The organism is Pleionea sp. WD8-19, assembly GCF_055326765.1.
Map to the genome: position 1 here is coordinate 631,187 of NZ_JBUZOU010000001.1, position 13,128 is coordinate 644,314.

Annotated in this window: 12 protein-coding genes; 4 read left to right on the forward strand and 8 right to left on the reverse strand. The window is 42.1% G+C overall.

The genetic code is table 11. The features are described from left to right. Positions 1-58: 58 nt before the first annotated feature. The 4 genes from ACTUJY_RS02565 to ACTUJY_RS02580 form a co-directional block, all read right to left on the reverse strand. Positions 59-1,339 carry an ATP-binding protein gene (locus ACTUJY_RS02565; RefSeq protein ID WP_463614475.1) on the reverse strand — a complete coding sequence of 427 codons (1,281 nt, stop codon included), beginning with the start codon at positions 1,337-1,339 and terminating at the stop codon, positions 59-61. 9 nt (positions 1,340-1,348) lie between these two features. Next, positions 1,349-2,050 (reverse strand): response regulator, encoded by a 702-nt coding sequence (locus tag ACTUJY_RS02570; protein ID WP_463614476.1) that lies wholly within the window; start codon positions 2,048-2,050, stop codon positions 1,349-1,351. Next, positions 2,050-2,469 (reverse strand): DUF3019 domain-containing protein, encoded by a 420-nt coding sequence (locus tag ACTUJY_RS02575; RefSeq protein WP_463614477.1) that lies wholly within the window; start codon positions 2,467-2,469, stop codon positions 2,050-2,052. The genes ACTUJY_RS02570 and ACTUJY_RS02575 overlap by 1 nt, the downstream gene beginning before the upstream one ends. 98 nt (positions 2,470-2,567) lie before the next feature. Next, the gene (locus tag ACTUJY_RS02580; RefSeq protein WP_463614478.1) at positions 2,568-3,470 is read right to left on the reverse strand and encodes a MipA/OmpV family protein; all 903 of its coding nucleotides are present in this window, start codon (positions 3,468-3,470) and stop codon (positions 2,568-2,570) included. A 289-nt stretch (positions 3,471-3,759) separates the two neighbouring features. Between ACTUJY_RS02580 and ACTUJY_RS02585 the strand changes: the two genes are divergently transcribed. Beyond that, positions 3,760-5,769: a beta-propeller domain-containing protein gene (locus tag ACTUJY_RS02585; RefSeq protein ID WP_463614479.1), complete on the forward strand. Its 2,010-nt coding sequence runs from the start codon at positions 3,760-3,762 to the stop codon at positions 5,767-5,769. Positions 5,770-5,836: 67 nt separating this feature from the next. Here the strand turns inward: ACTUJY_RS02585 and ACTUJY_RS02590 are convergent, their stop codons facing one another. Both ACTUJY_RS02590 and ACTUJY_RS02595 read right to left on the reverse strand, forming a co-directional pair. Continuing rightward, complete coding sequence (locus ACTUJY_RS02590) at positions 5,837-6,640, reverse strand: serine aminopeptidase domain-containing protein (protein ID WP_463614480.1); 804 nt, start codon at positions 6,638-6,640, stop codon at positions 5,837-5,839. Then, complete coding sequence (locus ACTUJY_RS02595; protein WP_463614481.1) at positions 6,633-9,290, reverse strand: AMP-binding protein; 2,658 nt, start codon at positions 9,288-9,290, stop codon at positions 6,633-6,635. Before ACTUJY_RS02595 ends, ACTUJY_RS02590 begins: the two co-directional genes overlap by 8 nt. Positions 9,291-9,918: 628 nt before the next feature. On the opposite strand from ACTUJY_RS02595, the gene ACTUJY_RS02600 reads away from it, so the two are divergent. The 3 genes from ACTUJY_RS02600 to ACTUJY_RS02610 all read left to right on the forward strand — a co-directional run bounded on the left by ACTUJY_RS02600 (position 9,919) and on the right by ACTUJY_RS02610 (position 11,539). Next, the gene (locus tag ACTUJY_RS02600) at positions 9,919-10,386 is read left to right on the forward strand and encodes a hypothetical protein (RefSeq protein ID WP_463614482.1); all 468 of its coding nucleotides are present in this window, start codon (positions 9,919-9,921) and stop codon (positions 10,384-10,386) included. A 97-nt stretch (positions 10,387-10,483) separates the two neighbouring features. Then, positions 10,484-10,891 (forward strand): hypothetical protein, encoded by a 408-nt coding sequence (locus ACTUJY_RS02605; protein WP_463614483.1) that lies wholly within the window; start codon positions 10,484-10,486, stop codon positions 10,889-10,891. 66 nt (positions 10,892-10,957) lie between these two features. Continuing rightward, on the forward strand, positions 10,958-11,539 hold the full coding sequence (locus ACTUJY_RS02610; protein ID WP_463614484.1) for a DUF6438 domain-containing protein: 582 nt from the start codon (positions 10,958-10,960) through the stop codon (positions 11,537-11,539). 97 nt (positions 11,540-11,636) lie between these two features. Here ACTUJY_RS02610 and ACTUJY_RS02615 read toward each other — a convergent pair whose 3' ends face one another. Together ACTUJY_RS02615 and ACTUJY_RS02620 are read right to left on the reverse strand one after the other, a co-directional pair. Then, positions 11,637-11,954, reverse strand: a complete 318-nt coding sequence (locus ACTUJY_RS02615; protein WP_463614485.1) for a helix-turn-helix domain-containing protein — start codon at positions 11,952-11,954, stop codon at positions 11,637-11,639. A 30-nt stretch (positions 11,955-11,984) separates the two neighbouring features. Continuing rightward, on the reverse strand, positions 11,985-13,115 hold the full coding sequence (locus tag ACTUJY_RS02620) for a hypothetical protein (protein ID WP_463614486.1): 1,131 nt from the start codon (positions 13,113-13,115) through the stop codon (positions 11,985-11,987). Positions 13,116-13,128: the final 13 nt, after the last annotated feature.

Sequence of the window (13,128 nt, forward strand, 5' to 3'; positions counted from 1 at the left end):
CCATGAAGCAATGCTAAAGCATGCCAAGTGACACTTGACAGTGTTTACTCGAAACTCGTTACTTGGCACTCGAAACGGCTTTCCCCAATGGCAAATCGATTACAAATCGTGCTCCCCCCAAAGGCGAGTCATCAATAAAAATCATACCTTCGTGTTTTTCAACGATTCGCTTTACAATAGCCAACCCCAATCCAACACCTCCCGATTGCTTTTCGCGGCTGGACTCGCGACGAGCAAAGGGTTCAAATAAACGTTCGCGATCGTCTTCTGGTATACCACAACCGTCATCTTCAATGTGAATGAATAATCGTTCATTGTGCTTCAATATTTTCAATTGAATTTCATGTTTGGCAAATCGCTGCGCGTTTAATATCAGATTGCTTAATGCACGAGCCATCAAATGAGGATCGAGAGTGACGTGTTTCACGTGGCAATCAATAAAAATGTTTTTTTCTTCACCAACGTTGCGACAGTCTTCCACGATCGACTGTAACCAATTTTCGGTAGCAACAGACTGCCACTCCACGGGTGTGTCAAGGTTATCCAGCCGGGCATAACTTAACATTTCTTCGATCAAAGTATTTAACTCATTCACATCGTCGAGCATTCTATTAACATCTTCCGGAGCATTAGAACCTTGAACACTTGATGCCAAAGCAAATTTCAGCCGCGCCAATGGTGTACGCAATTCGTGCGAAACTGCAGAAGTCAGCAGTCGTTGCTCGCGGATTAAATATTCAATGCGTGCAGCCATGCGATTAAAGGTGTCGCTGATGCTTCGAATCGCTGACGTTTTCGGTAATTCTAATCGCTGTTCAAAGTTATCCTGCGAGAACTTCTGTACGCTTTGCTCCAGTCGATTTAGGTCACGCGTTAATGGCCAAAGAAGAACCATTAAAGGCAAAGCCAACAACAAATAAAACAATAGGGTCGATGTAAAATAGCTTTGTTCTGTGATGGGTAATGATATGGCAATTAACTCCTCTTCATTGAGACCACGTAATAGTAACCGACGTTCATCAGAAAATAAGTCAATTACTTTGCCTTGTTGAAGTTGTGACATAGTCTTAGCATCAAGACTGAAATCATTTCTCTGCAGTATTCGCGCATCCAATGCTAAAGTCTTCTTCGCATCATCAAATACCGCTTGCCAATCTGAAGGTTCCGATTGATTCAGGCGGCTCTCCAGATATAAAAAACTAATCAAGTGTTCGTGACGCAGTTGTTGATATTGCCGTTGCCATTGTGTTTGTAAATAGTTATCGAATGCAAAACCTAAGGCAGCAACTGTAATCACTAAAACCAAATAAAGCTTGATAAAAAGTCGACGAATTAACATGCTTTTTTGTTACTGCCATGCACTGGGCACAAACAGGTAACCTTTACCCCAAATGGTTTTAATGCGATGCGGTTGATCACTATCGTCACCCAGTTTTTTACGCAATTTGGAAATACGTACATCTACGGTACGATCCATGCCATCGTAGTCGAGGCCACGAGTACGCGCAAAAATTTCATCGCGACTAACGATCTGTCCAGCATTTTCAGCCAGTATCCACAGCAATTGAAATTCTCGAGTCGTTAATACGACTTCCTCTCCCGACAAACGAACGGTTTGAGCTTGTGGATCGATAACTAATTGATCAAAAACCATCGGTAGATCCGTCGCATCCGTTTTGGTATTTACGTTTTCACCCATTCGACGCAGCAAAGCCCGCACTCGTGCTAATAATACATGTGGGTCTACCGGTTTAATCACGTAATCGTCGGCACCCACTTCTAATCCCACAACTTGATCAAACGATGAACTTTTAGCCGTCATCATGAGTATTGGTCCGTGAAACCAACTTCGTATTTGTCGGCATATTTCAACTCCTTCCACTCCGGGAAGCATCCAGTCGAGAATGATTAAATCTGGTTTTAATTTAGGTAACGCCAATAATGCTTGATCGCCTCGATCAATGATCGACACACGATATTGATTCTGTTGTAAAAAATCACCAATCAGTTGCGCAAGGCGTTTATCGTCTTCAACAATGGCTAAATGCATTAAAATAAACTCCAGGGATGCCGATGGCGCCGCCGTTTATTAATCGGTTCGTATTGTTTGAGCACTTCGATTGCTTTTTCTGCATAAATGATTTCATTATGCTTTAAAAAAAAATTCAACTTTTCTGTCGTGCGTAGCAATTCCATCCATTCACCATGGTCGATTTGTTGCCAGCAATTGAGTGCTTGTTTTTTATCGTCACGATACAAACAGAGATCTAATTCCGTATCGCTCTGCCATTGGATCAACACTTTATCTTCACAACTTTGTCGACTGCTGGTCAATACACACAAGCTGGGCTTAAGTGTTAACGTCACTTTATTCTTGGTATCAACTATCGTGCTTTCCGCCCACGCCGAGCCCTTCCCAGTAACCAATACAGAGAATATAAATAGAACCAGCCATCGTTGCAGGATCACCATGCCTGCTAAATCAATCGGTCTCGGTTTCTTAGTGTGTGTCTACCCATTATTTTAGATATCGTGCGCATAACGCCCGTCCTTCATTTTTAATTATTCTAAAATTGATAATAGAACCCAATAAATCGGGTAAAACTTTTCTCTTCTTTCACAATAGGACTCTGTTGAATCGAGTCTCCCAGGTTTTCTTGTTCGAAGACACCAAGAATTCGCCAGTGTTCCGACAAGCGATAATTCAATACCAGCCGCCACCATACATTGGTTGAGGCTTTTGCAGTATACGCTGGACGAACCACTGTATCATCCAGTTCACTGATAATGATTTCATCATTACGAACACCGTAAAAATAATTATTCCAAGCGTCACTTTTTCTTTTCAAACCCAACGTTGGTGTAAATGAAACGTTTAGCCAATGAAGCGGGTAACTGTAAGCCATCCAAAATTCGTGACCACTGTGCTTACCGCTGACATCCTTCATCCATTGAAACTGCCATTCGCCCAATGAAGAATCCAACAACCACTCAATACCACCATCAACGGGTCGCTTTCGCTTTGGTGGTTCGATCGGCTGCTGCTGATTATTGGCGACGGCAGTACTATCAATAGGGACATACTCACCCGCGGCTAACGAGTTATCGATCACCAAGCCTAAACGGTTCAGATGGTCAAAGTAATACCGCTCACTGTTTACCCCAACAATTAAATTCCAAGAAGAAGTTGAAGTATTGCTGAGTGACAATCCCAAATCGCCATTGTCAAAGAAAAGTCGTTCACCGTAATAAGCAATGTGCAGAAAAGCGGGAAGCTCTGTATCGTCAGACTGACTCAATGGATTCGTTCGTACCCCATTACCAAAACCCAATCCAAACTCCCAGGGAGAATCTTCCACCACGGCCATAGTTGTTGCGTCCGTAGCCCACAGATTGGTACCGACGCAAAGCGTTAACACTAACCCAAAAGTTATCATTGCACGCTGAAGTTTTATAGCTTGGTATTTCAAAAATTAACGTCCTAAAGTTACGATTGGGGACCGCTTAATAATGTGACAGAGTCAATGATGAAAAGCCTTAGTAAATGAGTGTTCAATTGTGAAAAAGTGTAAAGTCTCTCAGTAATATAGCGGTAACTTATTGAACTTTCAGCGACATTGCAAGCATGCCATTCAAGAGTAAGGATATTGGCACAACCAACTTTACACAATAAAACATTTCTTTGCCAAATACGCACAGATTATTCAAAGCCCAAGTTTTAGCATCCAGTCATACCTCACACAATAAGGAAAGTTTTCGATGAAAGGTTTGCAAGTTATCACTTCAGCCATTGCGCTATGTATTGGTCTTACCGCTTGTCTGGATGACGACATTGAACCGCTTCGCGAAGCGCGATTGCAAAATGCCAAAACCGGAGACCTTAAACCAGTTACCCATGCAGAACAACTCAACGCGTATTTGCGCAACGGCTTACTCGCTCACACCGGTCAACCGCCAATTTATGAAACGCTAGCGGCGGCAGACAGTGGCTTTAACACCAATACCACTGGCGGATATTCAGGAACCAACTTACAAGTGAACGGTGTCGATGAAGCGGATCGAGTGAAATACAACGGCAGTCATTTATACATTGCCCAAGAGCCAGATACCTATTACGCCTGGGATAGGGCGGAAGAAGATGCCACCACTGCCAATGATGACAATGCTGCAAAAATTCGCGTGTTGTCGACCTCACAACATCCGCCAAGCAGTGAGCTGGTGAGTGAATACCCCTTGTCTGAAGCTGGCGTAGGCATCGCCGGATTGTATTTGGAAGACAACACCAATATCTTGGCTGTTGTTACCAATGGTTTACCCCGTTATTGGCCGTTTGATATTTGGTATGATCCTTGGTTTTGGCAAAACGGACGCTCCGGTTTGCATCTATTGAACATTTCCGATCCTGATGCACCGGCCGAAACTCTTAAGCTGGAAATTGAAGGCTTTTTTATCGACAGCCGTCGCGTTAGCGAAAACCTGTATCTGGTCACTCGTTTTACGCCACAGGTCGAAGGATTAACATACTCACCTACTACAGATGCCGCCAAACGCGCTAACCAAAAGCTTGTTGATGGTATTCCATTCTCCAACTTGTTGCCATCGCTGCGTATCAATAACGGAAGCGAACGACCGCTGTTATCGGCTACCGACTGCTACATTCCTGCGAGTACCACGAATAATGAAGGCTACCCCACGCTGATTACCATTACCCGAGTTAACTTAATCAGCCATCAGATAAACTCCCAATGTGTAGGCGGTTACAGCCACGGAATTTTCGCGTCCACTACAGGTATCTATCTTTTGGCTTCGGACGACAATGCCACTGTTTTTCATAAGTTGGGTTATAGCGTGCAAGGTGTAGAATACCTCGACAGCGGTAGTGTGATGGGCGATCTCGGCTGGCGAAATCCGTCGTTTCGACTCGACGAAGAACACAATGTGTTACGCGTACTTTCAACAGATAGAGAGTTTGATCCTGACAGTGGTAATACGTCAATCGATCATCGACTGACCTTATTAACGTCACCCGCTAGCAGCGGAGAATCGTTTACGGTACTCGGAGAACTGCCGAATGACGACGCTCCGGATGCTATTGGCAAACCGGGTGAAGATATTTTCGCCGTACGTTATGTAGGTCGTCGAGGCTATGCCGTTACTTTTGAACGCATCGACCCTTTGTATGTGTTTGATTTGAGTAACCCAACCATGCCAAGCATTGCCGGCGAATTAGAAGTCACAGGGTTTTCTGAGCAATTGCATCCGCTAGGCGAAAACTTTTTAATTGGCATTGGTCACGATGCAGTTGAAGGTGTCACACAAGGAGTAAAAGTGGAATTGTTTGATGTCAGTAATATCAGCGCGCCACAAAGTATCGGCAACATCATTTATGGTAAACGCGGCTCATATTCAGAAGCAACTAATGATCATCATGCTTTCAGTTTACTATCGCTGAATGATCAGCAGCATCGATTGGCGTTACCGGTTACTCGTTTCCAGGGGTTACCGGAAGGTGGTGATCCCAATGATCCCTGGCAATGGTATCAATGGACGGATTTTGGCTTACAACTGATCGACCTGGATACTTCAAGCACGCCGTCTATCAGTAGCGCAGGTGCCATAATCATTGAGTCTAGTATTCAACAGGATTACCACAGTTACCACTGGAATTCGCGTTCAATACAACACGACAACGCCAATTATTTTATCTACAACGCACAAGTCTGGTCGGCGGACTGGCAACAACCCGAAACAGTGGACGGCCCCAAATAATTTTCCTCCGCACTTCACAATAGGACGGTAGTCCGTTCTTTGCCGCTATTTCAAAGTAGCGGCTTTTTTAAGCCCAACTTTTTATCGCACTTAATAAACTGTTCAATAAAGACTCCCGGTCTTCCAATAACATCTGCGTATGGTCGATATGCACAATGTGGTCTACCGATACAAACTTTCGTTTTTTTAATTGAGGAAACATCTCGTAAAGTTGACGCTTGTGATTGAATGAATCATTCATACCACCCGTATAAACATAATGAAGCTTTACGTTTCGAACAATCAACTCATTCAGAATCCTCGTCGACTCCTTAAAACTCATATATTCATAGTGTATGAGAGCTGTCACATGCGTCGTTCTAAAATTGATAAGAGTTCGATGAATAATTAGGTTTGACAACTTCCTGATAAGCTTATAAGGAAGTTGTAAGCAGTGTCGAATGTAAAAAGGAATGGTTCGATAGCTATGTGAGTCCACCATGACGACGCCATGAACTCTTTTGTCATGCTCTGCGTATCGAAAGGAATCTTCTGCTCCAGAACATAAGCCAAACAATACAATGTCATTAAACGGGTGAGTATCTAAAATAAAATCAACAGCAGCTCTAATATCATGATGAGTTCGTTCTTCCAGCGTCAGTGAAATATCTTGAGCTTGACTAAATCCTATCCCGCCAAGATCGAACCGGAAACTCGCAACACCGACCTCAGATAATCGACGCGCGAATTGGGTATACAATCGAAAGGGGCCTTGTGAAGAAACAAACCCAGCATTTATCATCACAACACACAATTTACTGGGTTCGTTTGGCAAGGCCAGAATACCAGACAAACTCTTATTTACACCAAACTGATAACAACATTCAGCCATGACTATACCCTGCCATCAGGTCTTTAATCTTGCTGATGGTCATATGTGCTGTCGTAGACTTCTCAATCGCATTAACATCATTCCAAAATAGCAGCTCATCAATGTGATGAGTTTGACACTTAACGTTATCTTCAGTCCAGCTGCCAAATTCATAATTTTTACTCAAAAGACAGTCCACTCGCTCGCATTCATTTCCTATTATGTTGAATAAATGAATTTGCTCAATGTCTTCAATGCACTTCGGATGAAAATGAAACCCAAGAATTTGATTGGGTAAATAGTTTTTTCCTTCAAAACCATGCCGACTTGGAAACATGAATTGACGTCTTAATACTTCATTAACGCCTTTTTGCTGCTCAATGAATTGTCTGCCATCAAAAACAGGGTCCCACAGCAAAAATTTAAACGCTCGCGATTTGAGTGCGTTTACGGCAATCGGAGCCATTAGACGTATGGCCAGTACGGCAATTTGAGAATAATTTAACCGGTTTGAAAAATAATTAAAAGCCGACTGAAAATCCTGTTGCCAAGTATGCAGTCGTTGCTGAACACTTTCACCTTGTGAATTTCCACTTCCAGAACATTCAAAATAAAGTACTGGGTGCCCAGCCTCTGCCAATTGGACGCACAACTTATTGAGAATAAATTCCAGCCGAACGCCATCTTGCCCTATCGGTGCACAAACCAATAACGGTAGAGATGTTGGCTCAACAGCCGGTATGTAATGTGCACTAAACAGAGCGTAGTGCTTGCCGATAAACTGTGTTGTTAGACAATACATTTTCGTTGCGTTTGTTACCGAATGTGTGTTTGGATGATCAAGTGCTTTTGACTGATCATACTTTTTCGCAATATTCGCAAGGGATTCTCTCGCTACATCAATGCCATATATTTGATATCCCGTTTTTTGTTTAAACCGAGCAACCATATCCATGGCCGAAAGTGACGTGCCACCGAGATTAAAAAAGTTATCGCTCGCATTGATAACACTGATATTGAGTACCTCACTCCAAACGTTAGCCAATAAGTGCTCCGTTGCTGTATTCTGTGTATTTATAATACGGTTGATTTCTTCGCTTTTGTTTGCCTTTTCTATGAGGTGTTTTCGGTCAACTTTCAAATTAAAGTTCAAAGGTAATGCATCCAGCACTTCAAAATATTTTGGAAGCATATATTCAGGTAATTGTGTCTTTAGATGTTCCTCTAATGCCAATAACGAGACTTCGGCGTTCGGAAAAGTCACAACATAGACTTTTAGCGCCGCACGAGTTGTATTCTGATACGCAAGTACAGCAATACAATCTTTTATACCCGGATACTGTTTAACAAAATACTCCACTTCGGTTGGCTCAATTCGAATACCATTGAGTTGAATTTGAAAGTCAGCTCTTCCTAATATTTCCAATAACCCATCACCGCACCATCGTCCGACATCCCCAGTACGGTAAAAGGACAATCCATCGATATGTATTATTTTCTCTTCTAGAAAAGCATTAGAGTTTAAATACCCCTCAACAACACCATTGCCGGAAAAACAAATTTCACCTTTTTCACCGATTGCACAAGGACGATCGTTTTCATCAACTAATACAACACTGGTATTACTGAACGGTTTACCAACGTAGGATCGATTAATCGCCGCGTATTCTGGCACTTCCCAAGTGGTACCCATACAACTTATTTCACTGCAACCATAAATGACAAACAGGTCAATGGCAGGAAAAAGTTCTCGAGCTAATTTTAAGACTTCAACACCAACTAAGTCCCCTCCCGATGAGATATGTCGTAATTTAGAATAGCAACTGAGATCATTAGAATTTAGTTTAATAAATTGTAATATGAGCTTTAGTAAGCTTGGCCCCATATGCAGAAAAGTAACGTATTGCAATGCCTTGGCAAGTGTTTCAATATCTAAAATATCTTCGCGAGCAAAGAGCTGAAGTGTCGCTCCTTGTGTTAATGGAAGAAATATTTCAAAAAGACTAATGCTAAAGGTATATCGAGCGCAACTTGCCATAATATCATTATGATTCAAATGATACTTATCTTGCGCACAATGAATATATTGAATGAGGTTTTGATGTCGTGCAATCACGCCTTTTGGCTTGCCCGTCGAACCTGACGTGTAAAATATATAAGCTGGAATACTGACATTAGGCTCAAATGTTAAATTACTGCCATCAAAGTCTGGTAAGGCGTCGAGTAGTGAAGTGACATGCGTCCAAGCCAAACTCAGTTCTTTAAAGGTAGACACACTTGCGTCATCAATCACAACCAAGTCAGGTTGTGTATCTTGTAAAATCGTTTCGATTCGTACTTTCGGAAAATCAGGATCAAGCGGCACGTACACGCGTCCACTTTTTAATATGGCTAAAAGCAATAGAATGACTTCTATACAGGGTTTGAGTACTACGGCAATTCGACCATTGGTCTTTTGAACACGCTTATCAAAATAACGAGCCATTTGATTGGACTTTACATTGAGATTATCGTAGTCCAAATAGGTTGACTTAAACTTAATCGCAATTCTATCGGGAAACCGTTCCGCAACGCTTTCAAAAAGCCGATGCAAAGGTTTTGCAGGGTAGCTAATGGATTGTCCTGCTGCCCGATAATAGTCAATCGAATTAAGTGCCTGTGGTGTGCTCATTCATACACCCTTACTTATTCAACCAAACATTCATATTTTTCTGTTAAATCTCAGTGGAAAGTTTCAATAAATCATCCGGTCAATATCAATATATAAAGAAGCACGGCTGTTATTTATATTCGAGGCCTAACTTTTATAGCATAGATGCTTTATATCGAGAGTGAGTGAACGAATTCATAAAAGAATTTAAATCGGTACGAAATACCGAGAAAAATTGTCTGAATGATTGTCAAATACATCAATATAAACGGATAAGTAGATTATTTTTTATAACTTTTAAAAATATTAACCCATTCCCCGAATAAAATTTGAGAGATTTTCCGCTCCGCATGTAAGACGTTGGCTAGTGTTTGGGCAAGCCTATCTCCATATATTTTTTTCCATAGAATTCATAAGTTTATATAGAAAATGGGTTTTAAAAATATCTGTCTTTTTGCCGATATCAAAGCTATTAATGAAACATAGCTAGGCGCTTAAACCAATCTTGGAATAGATCATCGTCAAATGGAGAACCTAATGCTTCACGGATCATGAGATAATCCAATTTTCACTGAGTGACGTGCCTATCAATGAAAACCGGAAAGAGCAGAGCTGACCAATGATAGCGAACTATTTAAAAGGTGAAAAAATGACTCAAAAACGTCGCATTTTAATGATTGGCACGTATGGAATCGATATTTTTCATGGTATTGCCAACGCCTTTGACACCCATGAATGTATTACGATTAAAGCGACCACGTCTTCAGCAGCTGAAAGCTATTTACGACATCATGCCTTCGATGCCATTTTGATCAATCTTGAGCCTGATGGCAGAGGCAGTATTGAGGGCTTGGATTTTCTGTATCAAATTGCCAAGTCGCCATTGCAACGCAATAGCGTTTGCTTGGGAATAAGCACTCAGCCTATGGCGAAATTACTTTCTACTCATGCAGACACTAATAAACTCTTTTCACTTTTGATTGGCTGGCTTTCGTTACCGATTGCCGCAGAAACCGCTTGTGAAAAGATTATTGCACTGACCGATGTACCCGGTAAGCTTACTGTTCAAAATCGTATATTTAAATTTGAACAATCATTGCAGTCAAACGCCGCATAATCGTTTCGATGTTTGAAAAAGATATCGCTTTTGGGTATCAAATGGCGAACTGCCCATTGCTCGACTAAACTCTTGTCATTCAACCCTGGATATTGGAATGATTACGATGACAAGAGTACCTCGACACCTCTTTTTGTTATTTACTCTGCTTGTATCAATAACGACTTACGCGAATTCTGTTCGTTATTCGATTGAGATAGAGCTCAAGTTTGATACCAAACCCCATTGCCTTCTAATTAACCGCATGCAAAAGAAGTCGATCGAGAAGTTCGAAGGTGTTTTAAAGCACGATAAAAACGAAATATCCTGGACAGCGAGTTGCGAAATTACTTTACCAGATTCCGTACAATATTGTGTGCTAAGTGGTCACAGCATATCTTCAGCAAGCGCTTTTGTATCCTGGACAAGCAGCTATCAAAACCAAAAAGTCATTGGCAAGGTTGTTTCGGAATCCGATATAAATCCCAGTTTTGGTCGCTACCGGATGGAATACAGTTGTTTTTAAGGTAGACTATGAGGCACCGATAACGATATAAATTAAAAACCGGATCGCAATCGCTGGAAGTTTTCCATGAACCTTATTAGTCTTCTTGTTAAATCCAAAATAGTTTTTTATTGTGCATTGCTACTCATAGCGGCCTGCACCCGTTCATCAGCATCCAACGCTGATACCCAAAAGCTTACCCCCGTAAAGCCCATAAAGCTGCAAAAACAAGAGGCACCAAAACACACACCTATTGCCCAATTCGACTTGAACGGTGCATTTCAAATGCAAGTTAATGCGCTGGGTTGCGGGATCGGTTGTCCAATTTACCGCCTGAGTATTGAAGCCGATCACAGTGCCGTTTATGAGGGACTGGCTTTTGTAAAGCAAAAAGACAAACAACACTTTTTACTTACGCCACAAGTAAGAAACGATTTTAACGCGTTTTTGTCAAGCGTAGAGCTGCAAGCTTTGGATCGACAAGTTAATCCTTGTCGTTATCAACGTACCGACAGCGTTCGATATCAACTGAAATTACAACAAGCGGAAAAAGACTATCAAACCGTACTTGAGTACAGCTGTCATAAAGATCTCATTTTATCCTTAGAAAAAATTTTGGACGATGCAGTAGGTCGATGGAAAGGTCGTTATGCTACAGAGGTGAAATAATCTCTGCTTAATCATGTTCAATAAAATGCAAAAAAGTCGAGCAGCAACCCCTAATTTTGTTGCTGCTAAAAAACAAGTATGAAAATTAAGACGTTATTTAAGCCATCAATTCGGCTACCAGAGCAGCACGCGATCGCACCTTCTTCTTCGCAAACATACGGCGCAAATGCGTCGATACCGTCCACGGACTAATATCTAAAACAGCAGCAATGCTTTTGTTGGGTAAACCTTTCGCGATCAACCTTGCAATTTCACACTCTCGAGGTGTTAAGGTTGGGTCACTGATAAAATCTCCCAATCGCTGTTTTACGAATTGATTATTTTGCAGTGAATGCTGCGCCTTTAATAAGTTCGCAAACGCCTGGCGTTCTTTTATGGAATCCTCCAGTGATTTGACAGCGTTACCCGAATTCATGGTCTTCTCCTGATCAGTCGCGTTATTCGGTTATCTTGCAGCCATGGCAGATCGTTGTGGAAACGACACCACCTTATTTGAAGTGCGATCAAACTCGTTTTTGATCATTCCTAAAGATTCCGCACTGGTTATCCACTCTTCCACGGGATCTTTAATATAGCCTAGCCTTGGTTCAAAATCTGCGCGACTTTGAGCCAGTATGTCGGATTGCGATAGCCAAGTGAGGATTTCATGGCCTGTTACCGCCATACGACTGCGTTGTGAAACGGGAGCACTAACATTCAGATACCGATGCAACACTTCTTCCAAAACATCCCAACCTGAATCAGCACCGAACAGGTTTCGAATATCGTCGGCGCCCAGAATTTCAAACGCTTGCTCCAATAGTTGAAATACTTCAATGCGTAAGACGTTAATGTGTCCATAAGAACTGCTTTTTAAATTGTTTCGCAAATCAAGCCCTGCGCGCCGAACAACCGCCATACTGCCAAATGCCAAATTACTGCCGTCGGGACGAATCACTTCTGATACGCGTTGGTCACGGAAAAATTGCGCGACCGACGTATTAAAATTCATAAATAAGCTGTGGAAGCCATGATTGGGTTTAGCGCCGGAATGAGGTTGCGCTTCCGTATAACCGAACACACGGCGATAAGCTTGAAAGCGCTCTTTTTTGGTGTAACGCAATACCTTTTGTCGATCGTATTGATACAACATCATGGCACCAGGTCCAGACGCCAGACGAACCCTTCCGGCTTTAAACAGTTCCTGCAATTTGAGCACAGCATTAAACACGCCAATACGCTCGTGCTGATAGATGTAATACAAATCGGCGACACCCAGAATTCGCTCTGCCGTTACATCATCTTCGTAGTTGGGCAAGCGCGATGGGATCCGCGCCTGACTCATGCTCGTGTTACCCTTTTCTCCAAGACCGGTCAGGTTTAATAGTCCGTTGTCGGTGCCATTGTCTTGCTCACGGCTGGTTTCATCAATCAGTTGCAACGTATCGCGAATGCGTTCATTTAACAGATCCGCTAAATACGGTTTTTGTAAAAACAGACCCTGATTTTGATCGATCAACATGGCGCGTAATTTACTGATCTGCCCCATAAGATCTTCATAGTTACCCAGATTAGAAAATCCATTGTTATTTGCCATGGTTTTCTCTCCT